This is a genomic window from Agrobacterium sp. rho-13.3 (genome assembly GCF_033957765.2).
Classification (GTDB): domain Bacteria; phylum Pseudomonadota; class Alphaproteobacteria; order Rhizobiales; family Rhizobiaceae; genus Agrobacterium.
The window spans coordinates 421,972-444,838 of sequence record NZ_CP192774.1 but is presented as its reverse complement, the minus strand read 5'-3'; the positions used below and the strand labels follow the sequence as shown (position 1 = coordinate 444,838).

The window sequence follows — 22,867 nt, the reverse complement described above, 5'->3', positions numbered from 1 at the left end:
CTTGCCCAATGTTGTCCCGCATATTTCTTCTCAGTGCTGCGATACCCGCGCTCATCGCCTTCTCCGCCCCGGTTTCGGCGGCGGAATTGAAGGCCGTTGCCTCCTTCACCGTGCTTGCTGACATCGTCAAACAGGTGGGCGGCAAACATGTCACCGTCACCAGCCTCGTGAAGCCGGATGGCGATCCGCATGAATTCGAACCCGCGCCTTCCGATGCCAAAAATCTGAAAGCAGCCGACGTGGTGTTCGTCAGCGGGCTTGGCCTTGAGGGCTGGATGGACCGCCTCATCTCCGCATCCGGCTACAAAGGCACGCCCGTCACCGTTTCCCAAGGCATCAAAACCCGCAGCATGGAAGAGGACGGTAAGACCGTGACTGATCCGCATGTGTGGAACAGCCCGGTCAACGTCAAAGTCTGGGTGGAAAACATTGAAGCAGCACTTGCCGCCGCAGACCCAGCGGATAAGGCAGATTTCAAGGCCAATGCGCAAGCCTACCTCAAGACGCTGGACGACCTCAACGCCTTCGCACATGCCACGTTCGACGCCATCCCGGAAGACCGCCGCAAGGTTTTGACCAGCCATGATGCCTTTGGTTATTTCGGACGCGAATATAAAGTCACATTCATGTCGCCGCTGGGCGTTTCAACCGAAACGGAAGCCTCTGCCGGCGACGTTGCCAAGCTGATCGAGCAGATCAAGGCCGAACACGTAAAGACCTATTTCTTCGAGAATTCCAACGATCCACGCCTGGTGAAACAGGTGGCCAAAGCAACCGGCGCAGAGCCAGGCGGCGAGCTTTATGTGGAATCCCTGTCCAAAACAAAGGGGCCAGCCCCGACCTATGAGAAAATGTTCCGCTACAACGTGGAGCAGATAGCTGCGGCGATGAGCAAGTCCAGCTAACCAAAAGCAAGGGTCGCCAACCTCTCATCCGTCATCCTCGCCCTTGTGGCGAGGATCCACTCAATGTGCCACACATTCAACCTCGCGGATACTCGGGACAAGCCCGAGCATGACGATGGTGGGTGTGCTTCCGTGATTGACACGAACGCACAATCCACACTCACTCCGCCATATCAAACACCAGCAGTCCCGCCGCGCCACCATCCGTCAGACCGATCAAACGTTTGCCGACATCGATGTGCTGCGGATGGGAGAGATACTCATCCCGCGCTTCAAGGCTTTCCAGTTTCACGATGAAGCCATCGAGAAAGCCGCCGTTCAGCCCCTCGGAAGAAACATTCTGCCCGCATTTCACATCAATAATGCCGGGGATGACATCCTTCAGAGCGGTAATCGCCTCGTAGACAGCGTGTTTCTCGGATGTGGCGGTGGCGGATTTGAAGCGCACGAAAACGCAATGCAAAATCATAGAATGTCCCTCTTCTGCTTTAGCAGACCATAGGCAGCCAAGCGTGATACGCAACCCCAAAGCACCGTCCGTTACTTCCGCTTGAACGGCTCCATGCCCTTTCGCGCCAGTTCATCGGCACGCTCATTTTCCGGGTGTCCGGCGTGGCCCTTCACCCAGTGCAGCGTGACCTTATGGCGCTCACGGGCGATTTCCAGCGCCTGCCAAAGCTCGACATTTTTCACCGGCTTATTGTCAGCGGTCTTCCAGCCTTTTTTCTTCCAGCCGAAAATCCACTTGGTGATGCCGTCTTTCACATAGGCGCTGTCGGTATAGAGATCGACTTCGCAAGGTGCTTTCAAGGCATTGAGCGATTCGATTGCGGCCATTAGCTCCATGCGATTGTTGGTGGTATCAGCCTCGCCGCCGCAGAGTTCTTTTTCGGTTTCGCCATAACGAAGAACAGCGCCCCAGCCGCCCGGCCCCGGATTGCCGGAACAGGCACCGTCGGTATAAATCTCAACATGCTTCATGGGCCAACCAGCCCATATTCAGCCACATGGCTGATGGTGCGGTGAAAACGCAGCTTGCGCAGATATTCCAGCGGGTCTTTTTTGACCACCAGCGCGCCTTCCGGCGTCGTCAGCCAGTCATAAAGACGGGTGAGGAAAAACCGCAGCGCAGAACCGCGCGCCAGCAGCGGAAGCGCATCAAGCTCGGCTTGGCTCATCGGCCGCACGGACTGATAGCCTTCCAGCAGCGCCTTACCCTTGGTGACGTTATAAGCGCCATCTTTTTCAAAGCACCAGGCGTTCAGGCAGATGGACACGTCATAGGCCAGCAGATCATTGCAGGCGAAGTAGAAGTCGATCAGGCCAGACAATTCATCGCCCAGAAAGAAGACGTTGTCCTGAAAGAGATCGGCATGGATAACACCCGCTGGCAAATCCTTCGGCCAATTCGCGGCGAGAAAATCGAGATCGGCGCGGATTTCCTGCTGCAAACCCTTTTCGACTTCGTCGGCGCGGGCTTCGGATTTCTCCCAAAGCACTTTCCAGCCTTCGACGGACAGCGCATTCGGGCGCTTGAGTTCGAAACCTTCGCCCGCCAGATGCATGGCGGCCAACGCCTTGCCCACTTCACGGCAATGGCGCGCCTCGGGCTTGCGCAGCCACATGCCTTCCAGAAACGAAATGAGGGCGGCAGGGCGATCGGAAAGTTCGCCCAGCAACTCGCCGTCCTTGCGTGGCAATGGCAGCGGGCAGGACAGGCCTTTGGCGAACAGGTGTTGCTTCAAGCCGAGAAAAAACGGCAGGTCGGATTTCTCGACGCGTTTTTCATACAGCGTCAGGATCAGCGGATCTTTTGTGGTGTGCAGCAGGAAGTTGGTGTTCTCCACACCCTCGGCAATGCCCTTATAGGATGTCAGCTCGCCAACATCATATTGGCCGAGAAAACTCTTCAAATCGTCTTCGCTGATATCCGTATAAACTGCCAATTGCTGAACTCTTATGAGTAGAAGGATTATCGAAAGATCAAACGCCGGGGGCTGGTTTCGGTGGCAAGGCATCGCTGGCACTGCCGTTGACGAAGGCCATGTCCTGCGTGGTCAGCTCAATTTCGCGCAGTTCGCGGTTGACCAGAAAATGCTCGGTTTCTTCAACTGTCACGGCCAGATCAAGCGTGGTTTCGTAACGCGCCTTGAAAGCCTGAATGATCTCATCCACGATGACCTCTGGCGCAGATGCACCCGCCGACAGGCCAACCGTCTTTATATCACCGATCTGGTCCCAATCGATTTCCGCGGCACGCTGCACCAGCACAGAGTGTTTTGCGCCAGCGCGCAACGCCACTTCTACAAGCCGTTTGGAATTGGACGAATTCGGCGCACCGACGACGATGAACAGATCACAACCGGGTGCCGCCTGCTTCACCGCATCCTGACGGTTGGTGGTGGCGTAACAAATGCTGTCAGCGGCAGGTGCCTGCATGGCCGGAAACCGTTCCTGAAGCTTGGCGATAACGCCCGCCGTGTCATCCACGGACAGCGTCGTCTGCGTCACGAAGCCCAGATTTTGCGTATCGACCGGCTCGTAACGCGCCGCGTCTTCCACGGTCTCAACCAGAGACACAGCACCCTCGGGCAATTGGCCCATGGTGCCAATGACTTCCGGGTGGCCCGCATGGCCGATGAGAACGACATGGCGGCCAAGACGCTGGTGGCGCATGGCCTGTTTGTGAACTTTGGACACCAGTGGGCACGTCGCATCGAGATAGAACAGGTTTCTGGCCTGCGCATCTTCCGGCACGGATTTCGGCACGCCATGGGCGGAAAACACCACGGGCTGCTGGCGGTGCTCCGCCGGAATTTCGTTCAGCTCTTCAACAAAAATTGCGCCCTTGGCTTCCAGCCCTTCCACGACATAACGGTTGTGGACGATCTCGTGGCGCACATAAACCGGCGCGCCATAGGCTTTCAGCGCCAGAACGACGATCTGGATGGCGCGGTCAACACCGGCGCAAAACCCGCGCGGGCCGCACAGCCGGATGGTCAAAGGCGGTTTGGAAACGGCGATATTCATTCCTTCTCCTTCTGCCTCCCCGGTGCTTCATTCGTTAGAATTTCTGGAGCCACGGACATAGGCAAAACCGGCCACGATGACAAGGGCAGCGGCCAATCCGTACCACGTTATCGCATATTGAAGGTGATTATTTGGCAGGTCTATCAGCGTGACACCACCCTTCGGCCAACCGCCGGGATTAGGCGCGGCATTGGCATCCACGAAAAACGGAACCAGCGCGCCGGGCGAAATTCCGGCCCTGCCCGCCATGGCTGTCAGGTCTTTCCAATAGTAGATATTTTTCGCCAGATCATTGTCCGGCACCAGGCTGGATGGCTTGGCGGACAACCGTGCCCGTGCCAGCCCTTCGATGGAAACGACACCCGCGATCTCGCCTTCCGCGCGCTTTGCCGGCTCTTTCATCTCGTAAGGCACGAAACCGCGATTGACGAAAATGGACCTGCCATCCGCCAGACGCAGCGGGGTGTAGATGTAATAACCGCTCTGGCCCTGAAAGGTCGCGAAAAAATGCTGCTCTTTGGTGTGATCAAACGTGCCGGAAAGGGCGACAGTGCGATATTCGATATCCCCGCCGGATGCGGTGAGTGCCTCGATCTCGGCAAGTGGGGCGGGTTCAGCGTGAATGCGCTGCTGGATATCGGCCATTAAAGCCTCTTTCCAGTACAGACGCTTGACCTGCCATGTGCCCAGCAAAAGCAGGATAGCCAGCACCAACAGCACCAGCGGGGCGGCGAACCACAGGCCACGATGCAATGGCTTTATGACAGCAGTTTTAGTCACGATCGATCCTGCCTTCACTTGCATTGTTGCGATATTGCAGAGCGATCATGATGCCCTTGAATTTTTTGAGGAGGACGAGCGACAGGATCGTGGCCAGAGGCACCCAGATCAACGCGTGCAGCCAGACCGGCGGCGCAAAACGTGCGTCGAACCACAGTGCGAGACCGATAATCAAAAAGCCCATGATCAGCATGACGAAAACCGCTGGGCCATCTCCCGCATCTGCAAAGTCATAATCCAAACCGCAAGCGCTGCATTGTGGCTTGAGTTTCAAAAAGCCTTCAAACAGCCTGCCTCGTCCGCAACGCGGGCAGCACCCCTGAAGCCCGACCCTTATGGGGTCCACGGGCGGATAAAGCGCCTCCTCGTTCTCCGTCATCTTTATCCTCCTCGATTGAGATGATTACGACAATTCCTTCATCCCGGACTTGATCCGGGATGGCGTGCGATCCAGCCTTTGATCGCAGGAGGCTCTTTCGCGTCCAAGATGCGACGCCGCTGGATACCGGCGCAAGGCCGGAATGACGGGAGAGAGGATTCCTCCACCTCAAAAAACGTCCTCAACAAACAAAGGGCGGCACGCGCCGCCCTTCTTATCGTCAATCCATGAGGCTCAATCCGCCAGCGGCGCGCCCCAGCCACCCCAGACATAGATGGCGAAAAACAGGAAGAGCCATACGACGTCAACGAAGTGCCAGTACCAGGCAGCGGCTTCGAAACCGAAATGCTGTTTCGGCGTAAACCCGCCCGCGATGGCGCGGAAAAGGCAGACGAGCAGGAAGACGGTTCCGATGAAGACGTGGAAACCGTGGAAACCCGTCGCCATGAAGAACGTGGCACCATAGATCGAATTCTTGAAGTCGAACGGCGCGTGAAAGTACTCATACACCTGTACGAAGGAGAAGAACGCGCCAAGAGCCACGGTCAAGGCCAGACCGGTGACGAGACCCTTACGGTCGTTGTTCAACAGAGCGTGGTGCGCCCACGTTACGCAGGTGCCGGACAACAACAGGATGACCGTGTTGTAAAGCGGCAGGTGCCACGGGTCGATGACTTCAATGCCCTTCGGTGGCCATTGCCCGCCCGTAAACGCCAGGCGCGATGCCTGTATCGCCTCATGCGGATAAAGGCTGGCATCGAAATAAGCCCAGAACCACGCCACGAAGAACATCACTTCCGACGCGATGAACATAATCATGCCGTACCGCAGGTGCAGCGCAACGACGCGGGTGTGGTGGCCCTCATTGCCTTCCTTCACCGTATCGGCCCACCATGCATACATGGTGTAAAGCACGATGACCAAGCCGATGTAGAACAGCCACGGATTTGCAAATTCCAGCCCGAACAGCTTGAACGAACCGCCGTGCAGATAGCGCATATAACAGACGCCGCCGAAGGTCAGCCAAAAGGCACCAAACGAGGCCAGCAGCGGCCAGGGGCTGGGGTCTATAATATGGTAGTCGTGTTTTTTCTGGTGTGTATCTGCCATGTGAACGATCCCCGCAGGCTCTTCCCTAGTCTCACTCGATCCAGCATCACTTGATCAAGTGACACCCATGCAGCGCGACCTAAAAATGGCCGCACCTCCCTCTCTCAAAGTTTACTTTCGTCACGTTCAGTCTTTACCGGCAAGGACGCAACCGGTTTTTCCGTCTTGGACGGATAAAATGTGTAGGACAGCGTCAATGTATGGATGTTCTTGGTTTCCCGAGCCTTTACGATTTCGGGATCAACGAAGAAAACCACCGGCATTTCCAGCGTTTGACCCGCTTGCAGCGTCGTTTCGGTAAAACAGAAGCACTCGACCTTGTTGAAATAGGCGCCTGCTTCCATCGGCGTCACGTTGAACACCGCCGTTCCGCTCGTTGCAACTGGCGAGCGATTCGTCGCCCTGAACATGACCTGGATGGTTTCACCGATTCTCGGCTGAACGGATTGATCGACCGGGCGGAAATCCCAGTTCAACCCGTTGGACGTGTTGGAATCGAACGTCACCTTGATCGTCTTATCCAGAATGACATCCGAATATTGCTCGACGCGCTGGGTGGTACCGTTATAGCCGGTGACCTGACAGAACAGGCGGTAAAGCGGAACGGACGCATAGGCCATACCGACCATGCCACAGACGAAGACAACACAGAGCACGAGAATGGCGCTGTTGCTTGTCTTTTTCGTCGTTGTTTCTGCTATTGCCATGTTTCCTCCCCCTCCTGCCATACGGTGATCAGAACCCGCCGATTTTGATGATCGTGATCACGTAGAAAAGAACGACCAGCGCCGCCAACACCACACCAAGCGCGATGTTGCGGCCGCGTCTCGACCGCCGCTGCGCATCGTTCAGTTTTATGGTTTCCATTATGCCACTCCTCCCACCAACGTCAGAAATGACGGTGCGAGATGATCGGCCAAGAGGCCGGAAAAAATCGCGAACAGATAAAAAATCGAATAGGCGAACATCTTCTTCGCCTGCATCATGTGCTCGTCACCATCCGGCATACGACGCACCGAGATGGAACAGACGATGAAAATCACGCTCAGAACCGCTGCGAAGATGCCGTAACCGGCGCCCGCAAGCCCGGTGAAATATGGTGCGACGGCTGCAACGGCTGTCAGCACGGCATAAGCGATCATCTGGTTTTTGGTGGAACGTTCGCCCGCGACATTCGGCATCATCGGAATGCCGACGGAGCCATAATCACGCATCTTGAACAGGGCCAGCGCCCAGAAATGGGCCGGTGTCCAGAGGAAGATGATGAGGAACAGAATGATACTATCCAGCGACACGCCGCCGGTAACGCAGGCCCAGCCGAGCATGGGCGGGAAAGCACCAGCCGCACCGCCAATGACGATGTTCTGAGGCGTCGAGCGCTTCAGCCACATCGTATAAACGACGGCGTAAAAGAAAATCGTGAATGCCAGCAGACCAGCCGCGAACCAGTTGACCGCCAATCCAAGAATGATGACCGAAAATGCCGATAGCGTCAGCCCGAATGCAAGCGCTTCGCCGGGCGCCACACGTCCAGACGGGATCGGGCGATTGGCAGTGCGGCTCATCACGGCGTCGATATCGGCATCATACCACATGTTCAGCGCGCCGGACGCGCCAGCGCCGACCGCGATGCAGAGGATCGCAACAAGGGCGAGGATCGGATTGATCGTGCCGGGCGCGAGAACGAGGCCTGCAAAACCAGTGAACACCACCAGCGACATGACGCGGGGTTTCAGCAATTCGAAATAATCGCGCGCACCCGCTTCGGAAAGCTCAGGGCTTTCAATTCCCAGCGTATCGCGATTGTCGATGAGTGTCATTTTTCCTGCTTTCATAGGAAACGCCGCGCATGGGTGCGGCGCTCCTTATTGTCTTTTGTCTGAGCGTAAACTGACATTTATCATGTTCAGCGACGATATACGCTCTGACAAAATGCCTCAGCGGATGCGGGGAAGTTCTTCCCACTGGTGATATGGCGGTGGAGAAGACAGCTGCCACTCCAACGTCGTTGCACCCTCACCCCATGGATTGTTGCCGGCAATACGCTTCTTGGCGAAGGCTTCCCACACGCCGAAAAGGAAGATGACGACGGCAACAGCCGAGATATACGAGCCGTAAGAGGATACCGCATTCCAGCCCGCATAGGCATCCGGGTAGTCGATATAACGACGTGGCATACCGGCCAATCCGAGGAAGTGCTGCGGGAAGAAGATCAGGTTCACGCCGACGAACATGACCCAGAAGTGCAGATTGCCGATCTTCTGGCTGTACATGTAGCCGGTGATCTTCGGGAACCAGTAATACCAGCCCGCAAAGATCGCGAACACGGCACCCAGAGACAGCACGTAGTGGAAGTGCGCCACCACATAATACGTGTCATGCAGCGAGCGGTCGAGACCGGCATTGGCCAGTTGAACGCCCGTAACACCACCCACCGTGAACAGGAAGATGAAGCCGATGGCCCAGATCATGGGGGTGGAGAAGGTCAGCGAACCGCCCCACATGGTCGCGATCCACGAGAAGATCTTGATCCCTGTCGGCACGGCGATGACCATGGTTGCGAAGACGAAATAACGCTGCGCTTCCAGCGACAGACCGACCGTATACATGTGGTGCGCCCACACGATGAAGCCGACCGCACCGATGGCGACCATGGCATAGGCCATTCCGAGATAACCGAAGATCGGCTTCTTGGAGAAGGTCGAGATGATGTGGCTGATGATGCCGAAGCCGGGCAGGATCAGGATGTAAACTTCCGGGTGACCGAAGAACCAGAACAGGTGCTGGTAGAGGATCGGATCACCGCCGCCTTCAGGCGCGAAGAACGATGTGCCGAAGTTGCGGTCCGTGAGCAACATGGTGATGCCACCGGCCAGAACCGGCAGGGAGAGCAGCAGCAGAAATGCCGTGACCAAAACCGACCAGGCGAAAAGCGGCATCTTGTGCAGCGTCATGCCCGGAGCGCGCATGTTGAGAATGGTGGTGATGAAGTTGATGGCGCCCAGAATGGACGACGCACCAGCGACGTGCAACGAGAAGATCGCAAGATCGACCGCCGGTCCGGGCGCTCCACTGGTTGATAGCGGCGGATACATCGTCCAGCCACCACCGACGCCGTAAGCACCTGCCGGTCCTTCCACGAACAGCGACAGCAGCAGCAGGATGAACGCCGGAACGATCAGCCAGAAGGAAATGTTGTTGAGGCGCGGGAAAGCCATATCCGGCGCGCCGATCATGATCGGCACCATCCAGTTGGCAAAACCGCCGATCATGGCAGGCATGACCATGAAGAAGATCATGATGAGCGCGTGCGCGGTGGTGAACACATTGTACATGTGCTTGCCGCCGTCGATGGCCGCATCGCCTTCAAAGCCATAGACCATGGCTGCAAGGCCGTGGAAAATCTGAATGCCCGGCTCTTGCAGCTCCATACGCATGACGACCGACAGGCCGCCACCGATGATGCCCGCAATGATCGCGAAGATCAGATAGAGCGTGCCGATATCTTTATGGTTCGTGGAGAAGAACCAGCGCTGAGCAAAGCTCGGCGTATGCGCGTGGTGCGCGTGATCTTCATGATGTGCTTCAAGACCATGAGAGTGATGGTCGTCGTGTGCGGAAGGTCCAGCCATTTGTCCTCACTCCTTACGTTATTTGGTTTCGTTGTTGGCGACCTGGAGGGCGCTTGGTGCACCATCCACAGAAGCCATGAGCGCCCGGTTCGCACCGCTCAAATCTGAAGCGGCGGCAGCGTACCAGGTTTTATATTGCTCTTCGGAAACCACCCGTATGGCGATTGGCATGTAGGCATGATCCTTGCCGCAAAGCTCGGAACATTGGCCGTAATAAAGACCTTCTTTTTCAGGCTTGAACCATGTTTCGTTCAAACGGCCCGGCACGGCATCGATCTTGACGCCGAAGGCAGGCATGGCGAAGGCGTGAATAACGTCCGTCGGCGCTGCGGTGACCAGCAAACGCACGGTTTTGCCGACAGGAACGACCATCTCGTTATCGACGGCCAGAAGGCGTGGATAACGGGCCTTGTCTTCCTTGCCGGCGGCGGCACGGTCGACGTCTTTCAGCAGATAGCTGTCGAACGCCAGCGCTTCGGCACCTTCTGCGGCGGTGTATTCATAATTCCACTGCCACTGCGTCGCCGTTGCCTTCAACGTCAGGTCCGGGTTTTCCGGCTGCGTCAGCTGCGCATTGAGCAGATTGAAGGACGGGAACGCCAGGAACATCAGGATGAGAACCGGAGCCAGCGTCCAGACGATCTCGATAGCCGTATTGTGGCTTGTTTTCGAGGCAACCGGGTTGGCCTTGGCGCGGAATTTAACCGCGACGACAATCAACAAAGCGAGCACGAACAGCGTGACCGGAACGATAAACCAAAGCGTATATTGTTCGAACCAGCGAATTTCATGCATGATGGGCGTTGCCGCCTCCTGCAATCCCATCTGCCACACTCTCGGCTGATCGGCGCTTGCGCCGCCAGCCGTGAGCAGACAGATAATGCCCACCAAGCTTGCGTAAATTCTGTTAGTCACGGTACCTCTCCCTCACGCGCTTGATCATGATCAATCTCAAACGCAGAATCCATGCTTATAGACTAGACTTCAAATCATAGTTTGCCCTTCGCCGCAATATCGCCTTGGTTGGCAAGCGCCGCATTTGTCGCGTCTTTCCTCTGCAAAGCCGAGGGAAGAAGACGTACGAAACGCACCATAAGACGTGGAAACTCCGCATGAGTGCCGGGGCGAAGTCCTATTTTGGCCGCACTCGCTTGGAATTGAGGGTGTCGGCTCTTTCATTTCCCGGGCGGGACGTCAAAATAGCCACACTGATTCGAATTCCTGAGGTATCCATGCGTCTGTCCCCGATTGCGCGCGCTTTTCTTTTCGCCGCCGGTCTTTCCATTATCGTTCCGGCTGCGGGTTTTGCCCAGCAACAGCCGGGAACGCCGAAATCGACGCATGGCGCGTGGTCTGTCATCTGCGACAAGCCCGCAGGTGCCTCAGAAGAGCAATGCGCCCTGATGCAGAACGTCATTGCCGACGACCGGCCCGAAGTCGGCCTGTCGGTTGTCATACTGAAAACGGCGGATCGCAAATCCCGCATCCTGCGCATTCTGGCCCCTCTCGGCGTTTTGCTGAAGGACGGTATGGAACTTTACATCGACAATAATAATATCGGCCGTGCCTATTTCACCCGCTGCTTCTCCGAAGGCTGCTATGTGGAAGTCGATATCGATGATGAGTTGCTGAAGGTTCTGCGCGCCGGCAAGAACGCGGTTTTTGCACTGCGTGAATCCGTCGATCAGGATCGTGTCGGTATTCCCATCGAGCTGCGCGGTTTTGCCGAAGGTTACGACACGCTTCCTTGATCAATCTTGCGCCCAAAGGCTCCAGCACTTAAATGCTGCGTAGCATAGGACCGAAAAGCGTGAAGCGGTTTTCGGATATTCCTATGCTTGCGAAAGAGTAGCTGAGACTGGAGCCTGCGATGACCCAAGACCTTTTAACCCTTTTCGATTGCGATGAAGGACAGTTGCGCACTGCCGTGGCGGACGCTCTTTCCGGCGCGGACGATGGTGAATTGTTTGTCGAACACGCACAGTCCGAATCTCTCACATTCGACAATGGCCGCCTGAAAGGCGGAAGTTTCAATACGGATCAAGGCTTTGGGCTTCGTGCGGTGGCAAGCGAAACCGTGGGCTACGCCCATGCGGGCGAACTTTCGCTCAGTGCCCTGAAACGCGCCTCGGATGCCGTTGGTGCCGTGACCAAAGGTTACTCAGGCTCCTATGCAGCCGCACCCCAGCGCACCAACAAGAAGCTTTACGGCGACGAGAACCCGATTGGCGCGCCGAGCTTCGAAGAAAAGGTCAAGCTGCTCACCGAGATCGATACCTATCTGCGCGACAAAGACCCGAAGGTTCGCCAGGTCACGGCAAGCGTCTCTGCAAGCTGGCAGGTGGTGGATATATTGCGCGCCGATGGGCATCGCGTCAGCGATGTCAGGCCCATGACCCGTATCAATATTTCCGTTGTTGCGGGCGAAGGCGACCGGCAGGAAAGCGGCTCCTATGGCATTGGCGGTCGTGTCGGTTTTGGCGACTTCATCACCACCGAGAACTGGCAGAATGGCGCGGATGAAGCGCTTCGGCAGGCCTTGGTCAACCTCACCGCCATCGACGCCCCGGCGGGCACCATGGATGTCGTACTTGGCTCCGGCTGGCCGGGCGTGATGTTGCATGAGGCGGTGGGCCACGGTCTGGAAGGCGATTTCAACCGCAAGAAGACCTCCGCCTTTGCTGGCCTTCTGGGCGAGATGGTGGCCGCACCGGGCGTGACCGTGGTAGACGACGGCACCATCGATAACCGTCGCGGCTCATTGACCGTGGACGACGAAGGCACGCCATCGGCCTATAATGTGCTGATCGAAAACGGCAGACTGGTCGGCTATATGCAGGACAGGCAGAATGCGCGCCTCATGGGCATGAAGGCAACCGGCAACGGACGCCGTCAGGGTTATTCGCACGTCCCGATGCCGCGCATGACCAATACCTACATGCTGGGCGGCGACAAGACGCCGGAAGAAATCATCGCCTCGGTCAAGAAGGGCATCTATGCCGTGTCCTTCGGTGGCGGTCAGGTGGATATCACGTCTGGCAAATTCGTCTTTGGCTGCACGGAAGCCTACCTCATCGAAAACGGCAAGATCGGTGCACCGGTGAAGGGTGCGATGCTGATCGGTAATGGGCCGGATGCCATGAAGCGCGTGACGATGATCGGCAACGACATGAAACTCGACACCGGCATCGGCAATTGCGGCAAGGGCGGCCAATGGGTGCCGGTTGGCGTCGGCCAGCCGCATTTGCGCATGGACCAGATTACGGTCGGCGGAACAAAGGCGTAAATATTTTTTAGATAAAGCGTTTGTTATCTCTGGCCGTTGCTGGAATAGTCAATTTACTCCAGTCCAACTGCGACGTTAGGAAAATATGACCTTCATAGCGAATGCTCTCGTTCCCGAACTTGCCGTCAGCGATTGGCCCAGAAGCCGTAGCTTTTATTGCGATCTGCTGGGGTTTCATGTGGTTTACGAGCGGCCAGAGGAAGGGTTTACCTATTTGGCGTTGGGAGACGCGCAACTGATGATCGATCAGGTGGGTGTGGGGCGCACCTTTGAGCAGGCGCAGGCGCCAATCCAGTTTCCATTTGGCCGTGGCATGAACCTGCAAATTGCCGTGTCATCGCTGGAAGCCATTCTTGAAAGACTTGAGCGCGCGAGCATCACACTTTTTCTTCCGCTGGAAGAAAAATGGTATCGTAAAGGTGAGACGGAAGTGGGCAATCGGCAATTCGTCGTTGCGGACCCGGATGGCTATCTGATCCGGCCTTTCGAACATCTGGGCGAACGCGCCTTCCGATTTGGTTGAGTGACATGGCCCAATTGATACGCAAGCCGAAAGCCGTCATCTTCGATATGGACGGGCTTCTGATCGAAAGCGAAAAACACTACCGCGACTCATTTCTTGCCGCCTCCGATGAAGGCGGGCACGGCATGGAGGTGGAGGTTTATCAACGCGTGTGCGGCAGCCCTTGGGACGTTATCACCCAGACGATCCTGACCGAATACGGGCGGGATTTCCCCATGGAGGCGTTCCGTGAGGCATGGTTGCGTCATCTTGCAATACAGATGGCCGATGGCGTGGCATTGAAGGCCGGCGTCGTTGAAATTCTCGATCTGCTGGATGAACTCGGATTGCCTCGGGCCATTGCCACGTCTTCCCAGCATAATTCCGTTCAACGGCATCTCGGCCCGTTCGATCTCATCCCGCGTTTCAATCATATCGTGGCGCGTGGGGATTATGACCAGCCAAAACCATCACCCATGCCCTACCTCACCGCCGCAAAGCTGTTGGGCATCGATCCCAGGGATTGTATCGCTTTGGAAGATTCCTATCACGGCGTCCAATCCGCCTATAGTGCCGGCACACAAACGGTGATGGTGCCAGATGTTGCCCCTGCGACGGATATCATGCGGGAGAAATGCGTGGCGATTTGCGACAGCCTGTTTGATGTCGCAACGCTTTTGAAAACCGCCTGAACCCTCAACCCACCGGCTCGAAACGCCACTTGCGTTTGATGGAAGTTTCGATATCCAGCCCGCTATTGTGGGCCAGCAAAAGCACATGCCCGAGCAGATCGGCGGTTTCGTCCGCGAGGTCCTGGCGCATTTCCTCTGGCGTTTTGCCCTTGCTGCGTCCGCGACCGCTCAAGCGGTTCCAAGCCTGCGTCACCTCTCCCACCTCCTCTTGAAGTTTCAGAAGAAACCAGTCCGGGTCTCGCTCGATATCATTGGCGCGCGCATATTTTTGCGAGGCCAGCTCGAATTGCAGCATGAGTTGAGAAAGCATTCGTTCTTCCTTTGTTCCTGCGCAATATTGACCACGATTCCTCAGCCGTGTCGATTCGAAAAGTGCAGGTGCAGTTTATGGAGATGGAGGCTGCTCACAACTCGACGTCATCCTAGGGCTTGTCCCTAGGATCCAATCACGTCACCAAAAATTCGACGTCGCAAATCCTCGGGACAAGCCCGAGGATGACGGTGGAGAGCTTCGTGACTCTGTCAAATGCCGCATGATTTTATGTCGGCATCACGCAAAATCAAGGATACATTCTAACCTTGGACCAGGGACCATCCGGCGTTTCACGCTGGAATTCCACCCGGTCATGCAGGCGGAATTTGCGGTCGTGCCAGAATTCGATGGTCAGCGGCTGAATGCGAAAACCGGACCAGTGCGGCGGGCGGGGAATGTCGCCGATGGCGTAGCGGGCGGTATATTCCGCCACGGCTTTTTCCAGCGCAAAGCGGCTTTCCAGCGGGCGGGACTGTTTGGATGCCCAGGCTCCGATGCGGCTGCCGCGTGGGCGGGTAGCGTAATATTCATCCGCTTCTTCGTTGCTAACCACTTCCACCAGGCCGCGCACGCGCACCTGTCTGCGCAGGCTTTTCCAGTGAAAACACAGGGCGCCTTTTTGCTGGCCCAAAAGTTCGCGACCCTTGCGGCTTTCGAAATTCGTGTAGAAAACAAAGCCGCGCTCGTCGGCATGTTTCAGCAGAACCATACGTACGCTGGGCATGCCTTCCTCGTCCACCGAGGCCAGTGCTACCGCGTTCGGATCGTTGATCTCAGACGCGGTTGCATCCCGCAACCACTCCGCGAAAAGGGAGAAAGGTTCATTTTCCTCAGTAAAGTCACTGGATGTTAACCCACTTTCCGACATATTGATTTAAATGCTCCTGAGCTGATTTGCACGCCAGAGATGGTTTCTGGTTCAAAGATGGTGAACGTCATAGCAAAGTCGAACAGTCGAACAAAGAGCTTCTTGTCTTCGGTCGTGGATCTTTCCACCGCCGCTCTCGTGCTCGTGATGCTGACCAGTTGTGTAAGCCTTGATTTGTTCGGGGGTGAAAAGGTCGATAGATCGCTGTCCACTGCCTCCGTTCCCAACCAGCAGAACACCCAGACTGTGTCCGATGATGCGACAATTCGCAATGCCGTGACCTCTGCCGATCTGGCAAAAATTTCCGATTCGCCCCTTCCCTGGGCAAATGCTGCCACAGGCAGCGCAGGCGTCGTAACCGCCATTCGCGAAGACAGAAGCACCGGCTTCGTCTGCCGCAATTTCAACACCACGCGCCATTCCTTCGAGGGCATTGCCAGCTATAGCGGGCAGGCATGTCTTTCTGAAACGGGTGAATGGTTGATGACCAGCTTCAGCCAGAAATAAACCATTTACCTTGTCTTCCAGATTAAGACAGCCATTGGCCGCAGCCGTTGGCCTGTAAAGGTCTGATTAGCAAGTTCTTGCGACAGTCAAACCCAATTTAAAACGAACGATGCAACGCAAAAGACCGCGTGCACGTTCAAGATGGGTGTTCTTCGTGTTTCAGGCTTTTCATGATGGAAAAATTCGGCCTGAACCGACAAGCGTAACTGGTGGTTCGCATGCGTGATCCTTATTCTATTCTGGGCGTACAACGAGATGCCGGTTCGGACGAAATAAAGGCCGCTTGGCGATCTCAGGCAAAAGCCGTGCATCCCGATCAAAACCGTGCCGACCCGGACGCAAATGCACGTTTTGCGGAAATCGGTCAGGCCTATGATCTTCTCAAAGACCCGAAAAAACGTGGTCTTTACGATCAGGCCAGACGTGCGGCCGAAAGCAGAAAAAGCGAGCAGACCATCATGCAGCAACGCAATGCGGCAAGAGAGGCCGCACAACGTGCCAAGGCTGCCGAAAAGCTGATGGAAGAGCTGGCCAAGGCGCAAGCCCGCACGGCCAGGGCTGACCCCGCCGCAGAAAACACCAAGCCGGAATCCGCTGAGGACATGCTGGAGCGCATTTTCGGCGCCGACGCAAAGGCAAAAGCCGCAGGCGCAAAACCGGAAGCGGACAATCCCGATCTGTCGCCAGAAGAAAACGCGGCAGCACAGAATGAAAAGGCGGAAGCCCGTGCCGCTCAGGCCAGCAGCTTCTTCAGCGCTCTTTTGCGCCGAATTCGCGGCACGATCGCCGCAGCGCCTGAAAAAGCGCCGGATATGACAGCCGAAGCCATTTTCACCGTGTCCAATCTGATCGAGCAGAAATGGGTGACGATCACCATGCCCGAGGACCGGGAAGTCCGCTTCCAGCTGGAACCCGGCATGACGGATGGCCATGTGGTTCGGTTGAAAGCGCAAGGATTGAAACTGCCGGACGCTGCGCGTGGCGATCTGGTCGTGACGCTTCTGGCGTCGCGAGAAGATGCGTTCACCATCCATAATTTTGATATCCACACAAGCTTGCCAATTTCTCTGGCAGATGCCGTGCTGGGCTGCGAAGCCACCGTGCAATCACCGCATGGCGAGTTGAAAGTGACCGTTCCCGCATGGTCTGGTTCGGACCGCGCCATTCGTGTTGACGGCAAGGGCTTGCAGGATGCCACCGGCGGATATGGCGATTTCGTCGTGGAACTTCGTATCGTTCTTCTGGAAACGCCTGATGCCAAAGTCACGGATCTGATGCGCCACATGCGCGAAGGACTTTATCTCTGATACATAAACCGTGAACAATGACCCTTTGTTACGCTCCCTAACAGGAGATGATCCTCCCCCTGCTTGAACCGGCGTTCGGCCTATGCCATAGGCAAGTTCGATTTAAGTATAGGGAGCATACAATGGCTCAGACATCCGGCTTTATGGCTGGCAAGCGCGGCCTCATCATGGGCGTCGCAAACAATCGCTCGATTGCCTGGGGCATTGCAAAGGCATGTGCCGATGCGGGCGCTGAACTGGCCTTCACCTGGCAGGGTGATGCTCTGAAGAAGCGCGTCGAACCACTGGCGCAGGAACTTGGCGCGTTTATGGCGGGCCACTGTGATGTGACGGATTTGGGAACGATCGATACCGTTTTCGCAAATCTCGAAGCCCATTGGGGCAAGATCGATTTCGTCGTTCACGCCATCGCCTTCTCCGACAAGGATGAATTGACGGGCCGTTACCTCGACACCAGCCGTGACAATTTCAATCGCACCATGGATATCTCGGTCTATTCGCTGGCCGCCGTTGCCAAGCGCGCCGAGCCGATCATGAACGATGGCGGTGCGCTGCTGACGCTGACCTATTACGGCGCGGAAAAAGTCATGCCGAACTACAATGTCATGGGCGTTGCCAAGGCTGCACTGGAAGCCAGCGTACGTTATCTGGCGGTGGACCTCGGCAATCGCGGCATTCGCGTCAACGCCGTGTCGGCTGGCCCGATCAAGACGCTGGCCGCATCCGGCATCGGTGATTTCCGCTATATTCTCAAGTGGAACGAATATAACGCGCCGCTGAAGCGCACCGTGTCCATCGAAGAAGTCGGCAAGTCCGCTCTCTATCTTCTGTCCGATCTGTCCACCGGCGTGACGGGTGAAATTCACCATGTCGATTCCGGTTACCACACAATCGGCATGAAAGCGGTAGACGCACCGGACATCTCTGTCGTAAAGGACTGAAGCATGTCGCGCAAAAGTGCGTAGCGGTTTTGCGGCAAAGACCTGCGCGGAAAGAAATACTGAAAGCACATTGCGTGCAACCTTATTCACGCAAGGTGCTTTAAGTGGATGCGTCGCCTTTTTCGGAAATGCGGCGCGTTTATCATATTTGCGTAAGACGGGAGTATCGCTTTGCTGGTCTATGTTATCCGCCACGGACAGACAGACTGGAATGCGATACGCAGGCTGCAAGGCCAAAAAGATATTCCGCTCAATGATTTCGGCCGCTCACAGGCGGTCGGTAACGGCAAAACCCTCTCCCGCATTCTCGGCCCAAAGGTCAATGATTTCGATTACGTCGCAAGCCCGCTCGGCCGCACGCGCGAAACCATGGAATTGATTCGCGGTGCGATGGGGCTGGACCCAAAGGCCTACCGCACGGACGAACGCCTCGTGGAAGTGTCGTTCGGAGATTGGGAAGGCCACACGCTTCCAGAACTTAAAATCGCCCATCCTGAAAAGGTAAGGGCTCGCAAAGCCGCAAAGTGGGATTTCATTCCACCGGGTCAGGATGCGGAAAGCTACGAAATCCTCTCATGGCGCATCGGCGCATGGCTTGCTTCGGTCGATCGCGAGACGGTGTGCGTCTGCCACGGCGGCGTCATACGCTCCATCTTCCGGCTGGTGTCTGGCATGGACAAGGATGAGGCCTCGGAAATCCCTATTCCGCAAGACCAGATATTGAAGGTGGAAACGGACAAGCGAACTGCCGAGTGGGTGGAGTGAGGTTTTAGCGGTAGACGGCAGAAGGGCTAAGCCACTGCCGTGTGCCGAAGACTGTCTCTACTGGATTACCTCAAGATCGTCCACGACGCGCTTGCCATCCACTTCCGTGTAGAACACCACGACCTTTACGCCCGTCTTCAGACCTTCAAAATTGAACTCTTCCGGCACGCGATAGCTTTTGCCATCGGCCAACGTAATCGTCAGGCCTTTCACGTCTATCTTGCTGATGGTCGACTCGACATCGACGCTTTGCGCGAAGCTGTTGAACGGAGCGAACAGGCTTGCCGTGGCAAAAAGTGCTGCAATCATCAGGCGCATCGCTATAGCTTTCTTAAGGCTGCTGAAAAACTTCGTCTGCAACAAGATTTGCCTCCCGAATGTGGCGGAATTCGCCCGCAAGCATGACATTTTCGGTGCAATTGATGAACGGATTTTAACCTTTTATCAAGCCCTTAGGAACGTTCGACTTCCTATATTATGCGTGCACCACCTGTCCGGCTCATGAATCGTCAATCAAGCCGGACATGACGTTATGGGCTATAGTTTTCGATTTATAATATATTGTGCTTTACACGGTATAGCAGGGACAAATGCAATATATTCGAAGGACAAACTGAGTGGATGTTTGGGCTAACATTGGTGCGTGCCTTAACGGAATTCTCAAAAAAAGGGCTATTTCCGCCCTTATGGCACTGGCCATGGCTGGCATCATAGTTTGTGCTTTCAACGTCATAGACCACCGAAGTGCTGTGGCACTGCGGGAGGATATGAAAGTCCACGCCCAGTACGCCGTCGATCTTTTGCACGACAGCCTCGTCACACGCGTTCGTCACGATATCAGGACACTCACGTCGCTCGGATATTACGCAAGCCTGACGACACAAGCCGCGCCACACGGTCTGGACGACATGGCCGACTACCAATTGCAGCAGAGCCAGTATCTGATCAGCATCGGCTTTGCGCCCGATTTCCAGCTTCGCAATGTCTACCCATCGCAATCGGCATCCGATGTCCCTCGCGACAAGATCACGGCGATGATGACGGAGCGCCTCACCCGGCTTGCCGGAACGGACGAAGGCAAGGCGCTGGCAGACGCGCCAATCGTAGAAGCGGTTGCGGACGGCAAGCTCATGCTGATTGTCGGCATCAAGGGGAATGTGGCAACATCAGATGACAAAGCTGGTGCCATTCTTGCCGTCGTCGACACCCCAGACCTTCTGAAGACGATCGGCTACACGCCCGGAACGAGCCTCGACAGTCAATCCAACGCAATCAGGTTTGAGATCAGAAACAAGTTTACCAATGAGCTCATTGCCGCCGCGCATGGGCCACTTGATGAAAACCCCGTTTCGAAAGCCGTGGATTTGCCTGGCGCACGGTGGGAAATTCACGCAACACCCTATACCGGGTGGGAAGCCGCACAGCCGTCCTATCGTTCGCTGCGCGCCACAGCCAGCATCGCAGCCGTTTCGATGTTGCTGCCGATTATCGTGGCTGGCCTTCTTCTGTCAGAGCGAAACCGGAATATTCAGGCACTTCGCGCTCGCGAAACCAAACTCCTTGAACTCTCGCAGCGCTTCAAGCTGGCGATGGATTCGTCCAATATCGGCATATGGGAAATCGAAAACGATAGCTCGCGCTGTTACCTGGACGAACGTGCCGCAAGTCTGCATGGGTACCCGATGCTTGAGCAGCGCCCGATCCTGAATGAGTGGCTGACGACGCTGGTTGCGGAAGACCGCTCAAAGGCCGCCCGTTTTTTCTTCAACTGTTCCTCCGGGCAGCAGACCTTTTCCGAGGTCTACAGAATTCCCGTATCAGGTGGAACGGTGCGTTATCTTCGCTCTGCCGGGTCAAGCTATATCAAGCCGGATGGGTCACATCAAACCACCGGCATTCTGTGGGACGTGACGTCCGACATGATGATGGCACAGCGACTCCGCGAATCAAAAGACACCAGCGACATCAAAAATGCCGAGCTTGAACTGGCGCTTCAGGAACTCTCAAGCCGGGAGCATGAACTGGAAGAACTGTCCGGGCGGTTCAAACTCGCCTTGGAATCCTACAATTGCGGCATTTGGGAAGCCAGCCACGATTATGCCAGCGCCGTCTGGAACGAGCGCATGTGCGAATTGTATGGTGTCCCGCCACAGGCTGAACGACGCGTGACGCTTCAGGACTACCTCAATTGTCTGCACAAGGATGACCGCGAACACGCTCTGGCCGGTCTCACCGACTTTAGCGGCACCGATATAAATCCCGGCCGCACCAGCACGCAACGTATCATATTGCCTGATGGCAGCCTGCGTTATGTCAGGGTTGTCGGCCGTTTTCACACCAAACGCGATGGCTCCAAAAAGGTTGTCGGCATTGCGTTTGATGTGACCGCAGACGTTTTGCTGTCCGATCAATTGAAAACCGCCAAGGACGAGGCGGAAGCGAAAAATACCGAGCTTGAACAGGCCAAGACCCGTATCGAGCACAACGCCCTTCACGATCCCCTCACCGGCCTTGCCAATCGCCGCAAGCTGGATGAGGAACTGGATGCCCTGTCTTTGCCAGCGCACGGAGAGCGGAAACGTTTCGCGATTCTCCATCTTGATCTGGACCGCTTCAAACAAATCAACGATACGCTTGGCCATGCCGCAGGCGATGCCGTGCTTGTTCACGCCGCCGGCATTCTGAATGGCAATGTCAGAGCCGGAGACGTCGTTGCGCGCATCGGCGGTGACGAATTCGTTATTCTCATCAAACATCTGGGCGACAAGGACCATATCAAGTCCATCGCCACGAAAATCATCACGTCATTTGCACAACCCTTTGATTTCGATGGATTTACATGTCGCTGCGGTGTGTCCATCGGTATTGCATTCGGGGAAGTCAGCGCGGCAGATGCCCGCAGAACACTGATCAACGCCGATCTGGCGCTGTATCGTGCCAAGGCGTTGGGCCGTAACAGATACGAGTTCTTCACACAGAACCTTCAGGCCGAAATTGTCAGCCACAAGAGAATTGCAGACGAGATTTTGTCCGGGCTTGAAAACGGCGAATTCGAAGCTTGGTATCAGCCGCAATTTTGCGCGCATTCCCATCACCTCGCAGGGGTGGAAGCACTGGTGCGGTGGCGCCACCCTACCCGTGGCATTCTGACGCCCGACAAGTTCCTCAAAATTGCTGAGGAGTTGAACGTCGTCTCGAAGATCGATCAGATCGTTCTGCAAAACGCGCTGAATGACAAGAAAATCTGGAGCATGAAAGGCATTGATGTGCCGCGTGTTTCGGTCAACGTCTCGATCCGCCGCCTGCATGACGACCACCTGATCGAAAGCCTCAAGGCGCTGTCCATCACCCCCGGTGAAGTCACGTTCGAACTGGTGGAATCGATTTTCCTCGATGAGAACGAAGATATCGCCACCAGCAATATCGAGCGCATCAAGGCGCTGGGCATCGATATTGAAATCGACGATTTCGGTACGGGGCACACCTCGATCATCAGCCTTTTGCGCCTGAAACCTAAGCGGCTGAAGATTGACCGGCAATTGGTCATGCCGATCCTGACCTCACCGCAGGAGCGTTCGCTTGTGCGCTCCATCATCGATATCGCCCATTCGCTGGGCGTGGAAACCATTGCCGAGGGTGTGGAAACGCAGGACCATGCCGTTTTGCTGAAACAAATGGGCTGCGATATGCTTCAGGGCTACGCCTTTGCCAAACCGCTTCCCCCGCATGAATTCGCAGAATTTGCGACCGGAGGGCAATGGCGCAAGGTTTCGTAAAGAAGCTGCGTCCCCGAACCGTTTGCGCAAAAGAAAGGCTTTTGCCTTCCCGGCTTTTTACACTATGAAAAGGC

The 22,867-nt window shown here is 56.0% G+C and carries 25 protein-coding genes; 10 read left to right on the top strand and 15 right to left on the bottom strand.

Annotated elements, in window-relative coordinates; all coding sequences use genetic code 11:
• The first annotated feature begins 8 nt into the window (after window positions 1–8).
• Entirely contained in the window at window positions 9–905 is an 897-nt protein-coding gene (locus tag RMR16_RS02090; RefSeq protein ID WP_320199082.1) for a metal ABC transporter solute-binding protein, Zn/Mn family, read from the top strand.
• Between the two features lie 160 nt (window positions 906–1,065).
• Here RMR16_RS02090 and RMR16_RS02085 read toward each other — a convergent pair whose 3' ends face one another.
• The 12 genes from RMR16_RS02085 to coxB all read right to left on the bottom strand — a co-directional run bounded on the left by RMR16_RS02085 (window position 1,066) and on the right by coxB (window position 10,751).
• Window positions 1,066–1,374, bottom strand: coding sequence for a Dabb family protein (locus tag RMR16_RS02085; RefSeq protein ID WP_320199081.1), 309 nt, complete (start codon window positions 1,372–1,374; stop codon window positions 1,066–1,068).
• Window positions 1,375–1,445: 71 nt separating this feature from the next.
• Window positions 1,446–1,886, bottom strand: coding sequence for a ribonuclease HI (rnhA, locus tag RMR16_RS02080; protein WP_320199080.1), 441 nt, complete (start codon window positions 1,884–1,886; stop codon window positions 1,446–1,448).
• A complete protein-coding gene (locus RMR16_RS02075; RefSeq protein WP_320199079.1) occupies window positions 1,883–2,851 on the bottom strand; it encodes a homoserine kinase in 969 nt (322 codons plus the stop codon). Before RMR16_RS02075 ends, rnhA begins: the two co-directional genes overlap by 4 nt.
• A gap of 37 nt (window positions 2,852–2,888) precedes the next feature.
• Window positions 2,889–3,935, bottom strand: coding sequence for a 4-hydroxy-3-methylbut-2-enyl diphosphate reductase (gene ispH / locus RMR16_RS02070; RefSeq protein ID WP_320199078.1), 1,047 nt, complete (start codon window positions 3,933–3,935; stop codon window positions 2,889–2,891).
• A gap of 27 nt (window positions 3,936–3,962) precedes the next feature.
• Window positions 3,963–4,739, bottom strand: a complete 777-nt coding sequence (locus tag RMR16_RS02065; RefSeq protein ID WP_320199077.1) for an SURF1 family protein — start codon at window positions 4,737–4,739, stop codon at window positions 3,963–3,965.
• Window positions 4,708–5,094 (bottom strand): DUF983 domain-containing protein, encoded by a 387-nt coding sequence (locus RMR16_RS02060; RefSeq protein WP_320199076.1) that lies wholly within the window; start codon window positions 5,092–5,094, stop codon window positions 4,708–4,710. The genes RMR16_RS02065 and RMR16_RS02060 overlap by 32 nt, the downstream gene beginning before the upstream one ends.
• 234 nt (window positions 5,095–5,328) lie before the next feature.
• Window positions 5,329–6,204 (bottom strand): cytochrome c oxidase subunit 3, encoded by an 876-nt coding sequence (locus RMR16_RS02055; RefSeq protein WP_320199075.1) that lies wholly within the window; start codon window positions 6,202–6,204, stop codon window positions 5,329–5,331.
• Between the two features lie 104 nt (window positions 6,205–6,308).
• A complete protein-coding gene (locus tag RMR16_RS02050; RefSeq protein ID WP_320199074.1) occupies window positions 6,309–6,911 on the bottom strand; it encodes a cytochrome c oxidase assembly protein in 603 nt (200 codons plus the stop codon).
• Window positions 6,912–6,939: 28 nt separating this feature from the next.
• Window positions 6,940–7,071 (bottom strand): hypothetical protein, encoded by a 132-nt coding sequence (locus tag RMR16_RS02045; RefSeq protein WP_320199073.1) that lies wholly within the window; start codon window positions 7,069–7,071, stop codon window positions 6,940–6,942.
• Window positions 7,071–8,024 carry a heme o synthase gene (locus RMR16_RS02040; protein ID WP_320199489.1) on the bottom strand — a complete coding sequence of 318 codons (954 nt, stop codon included), beginning with the start codon at window positions 8,022–8,024 and terminating at the stop codon, window positions 7,071–7,073. The genes RMR16_RS02045 and RMR16_RS02040 overlap by 1 nt, the downstream gene beginning before the upstream one ends.
• A 117-nt stretch (window positions 8,025–8,141) precedes the next feature.
• Entirely contained in the window at window positions 8,142–9,836 is a 1,695-nt protein-coding gene (ctaD, locus tag RMR16_RS02035) for a cytochrome c oxidase subunit I (RefSeq protein WP_320199072.1), read from the bottom strand.
• An 18-nt stretch (window positions 9,837–9,854) separates the two neighbouring features.
• Window positions 9,855–10,751, bottom strand: coding sequence for a cytochrome c oxidase subunit II (gene coxB, locus RMR16_RS02030; protein WP_320199071.1), 897 nt, complete (start codon window positions 10,749–10,751; stop codon window positions 9,855–9,857).
• Between the two features lie 317 nt (window positions 10,752–11,068).
• Here coxB and RMR16_RS02025 point away from each other — a divergent pair, with 317 nt between their 5' ends.
• From RMR16_RS02025 to RMR16_RS02010, 4 genes are all read left to right on the top strand, one after another.
• Window positions 11,069–11,587, top strand: a complete 519-nt coding sequence (locus RMR16_RS02025; RefSeq protein WP_320199070.1) for an invasion associated locus B family protein — start codon at window positions 11,069–11,071, stop codon at window positions 11,585–11,587.
• Window positions 11,588–11,706: 119 nt separating this feature from the next.
• Window positions 11,707–13,122 (top strand): metalloprotease TldD, encoded by a 1,416-nt coding sequence (gene tldD, locus RMR16_RS02020; RefSeq protein ID WP_320199069.1) that lies wholly within the window; start codon window positions 11,707–11,709, stop codon window positions 13,120–13,122.
• Window positions 13,123–13,207: 85 nt separating this feature from the next.
• A complete protein-coding gene (locus RMR16_RS02015; protein WP_320199068.1) occupies window positions 13,208–13,645 on the top strand; it encodes a bleomycin resistance protein in 438 nt (145 codons plus the stop codon).
• A gap of 5 nt (window positions 13,646–13,650) precedes the next feature.
• On the top strand, window positions 13,651–14,316 hold the full coding sequence (locus tag RMR16_RS02010) for an HAD family hydrolase (RefSeq protein ID WP_320199067.1): 666 nt from the start codon (window positions 13,651–13,653) through the stop codon (window positions 14,314–14,316).
• A gap of 4 nt (window positions 14,317–14,320) precedes the next feature.
• Here RMR16_RS02010 and RMR16_RS02005 read toward each other — a convergent pair whose 3' ends face one another.
• Both RMR16_RS02005 and pdxH read right to left on the bottom strand, forming a co-directional pair.
• Window positions 14,321–14,626: a MazG nucleotide pyrophosphohydrolase domain-containing protein gene (locus RMR16_RS02005; RefSeq protein WP_320199066.1), complete on the bottom strand. Its 306-nt coding sequence runs from the start codon at window positions 14,624–14,626 to the stop codon at window positions 14,321–14,323.
• Between the two features lie 250 nt (window positions 14,627–14,876).
• A complete protein-coding gene (gene pdxH, locus RMR16_RS02000) occupies window positions 14,877–15,497 on the bottom strand; it encodes a pyridoxamine 5'-phosphate oxidase (protein WP_320199065.1) in 621 nt (206 codons plus the stop codon).
• A gap of 102 nt (window positions 15,498–15,599) precedes the next feature.
• Between pdxH and RMR16_RS01995 the strand changes: the two genes are divergently transcribed.
• The 4 genes from RMR16_RS01995 (at window position 15,600) to RMR16_RS01980 (ending at window position 19,017) form a co-directional block, all read left to right on the top strand.
• On the top strand, window positions 15,600–16,004 hold the full coding sequence (locus tag RMR16_RS01995) for an RT0821/Lpp0805 family surface protein (protein ID WP_320199064.1): 405 nt from the start codon (window positions 15,600–15,602) through the stop codon (window positions 16,002–16,004).
• 218 nt (window positions 16,005–16,222) lie between these two features.
• The gene (locus RMR16_RS01990) at window positions 16,223–17,311 is read left to right on the top strand and encodes a DnaJ C-terminal domain-containing protein (RefSeq protein ID WP_320199063.1); all 1,089 of its coding nucleotides are present in this window, start codon (window positions 16,223–16,225) and stop codon (window positions 17,309–17,311) included.
• 122 nt (window positions 17,312–17,433) lie between these two features.
• On the top strand, window positions 17,434–18,252 hold the full coding sequence (gene fabI, locus RMR16_RS01985; RefSeq protein ID WP_320199062.1) for an enoyl-ACP reductase FabI: 819 nt from the start codon (window positions 17,434–17,436) through the stop codon (window positions 18,250–18,252).
• A gap of 171 nt (window positions 18,253–18,423) precedes the next feature.
• A complete protein-coding gene (locus RMR16_RS01980; protein WP_320199061.1) occupies window positions 18,424–19,017 on the top strand; it encodes a histidine phosphatase family protein in 594 nt (197 codons plus the stop codon).
• A 57-nt stretch (window positions 19,018–19,074) separates the two neighbouring features.
• Here the strand turns inward: RMR16_RS01980 and RMR16_RS01975 are convergent, their stop codons facing one another.
• Window positions 19,075–19,335: a DUF1344 domain-containing protein gene (locus RMR16_RS01975; protein ID WP_320199488.1), complete on the bottom strand. Its 261-nt coding sequence runs from the start codon at window positions 19,333–19,335 to the stop codon at window positions 19,075–19,077.
• Window positions 19,336–19,715: 380 nt separating this feature from the next.
• Between RMR16_RS01975 and RMR16_RS01970 the strand changes: the two genes are divergently transcribed.
• Window positions 19,716–22,793, top strand: coding sequence for a bifunctional diguanylate cyclase/phosphodiesterase (locus tag RMR16_RS01970; protein ID WP_320199060.1), 3,078 nt, complete (start codon window positions 19,716–19,718; stop codon window positions 22,791–22,793).
• Window positions 22,794–22,867 lie beyond the last annotated feature (74 nt).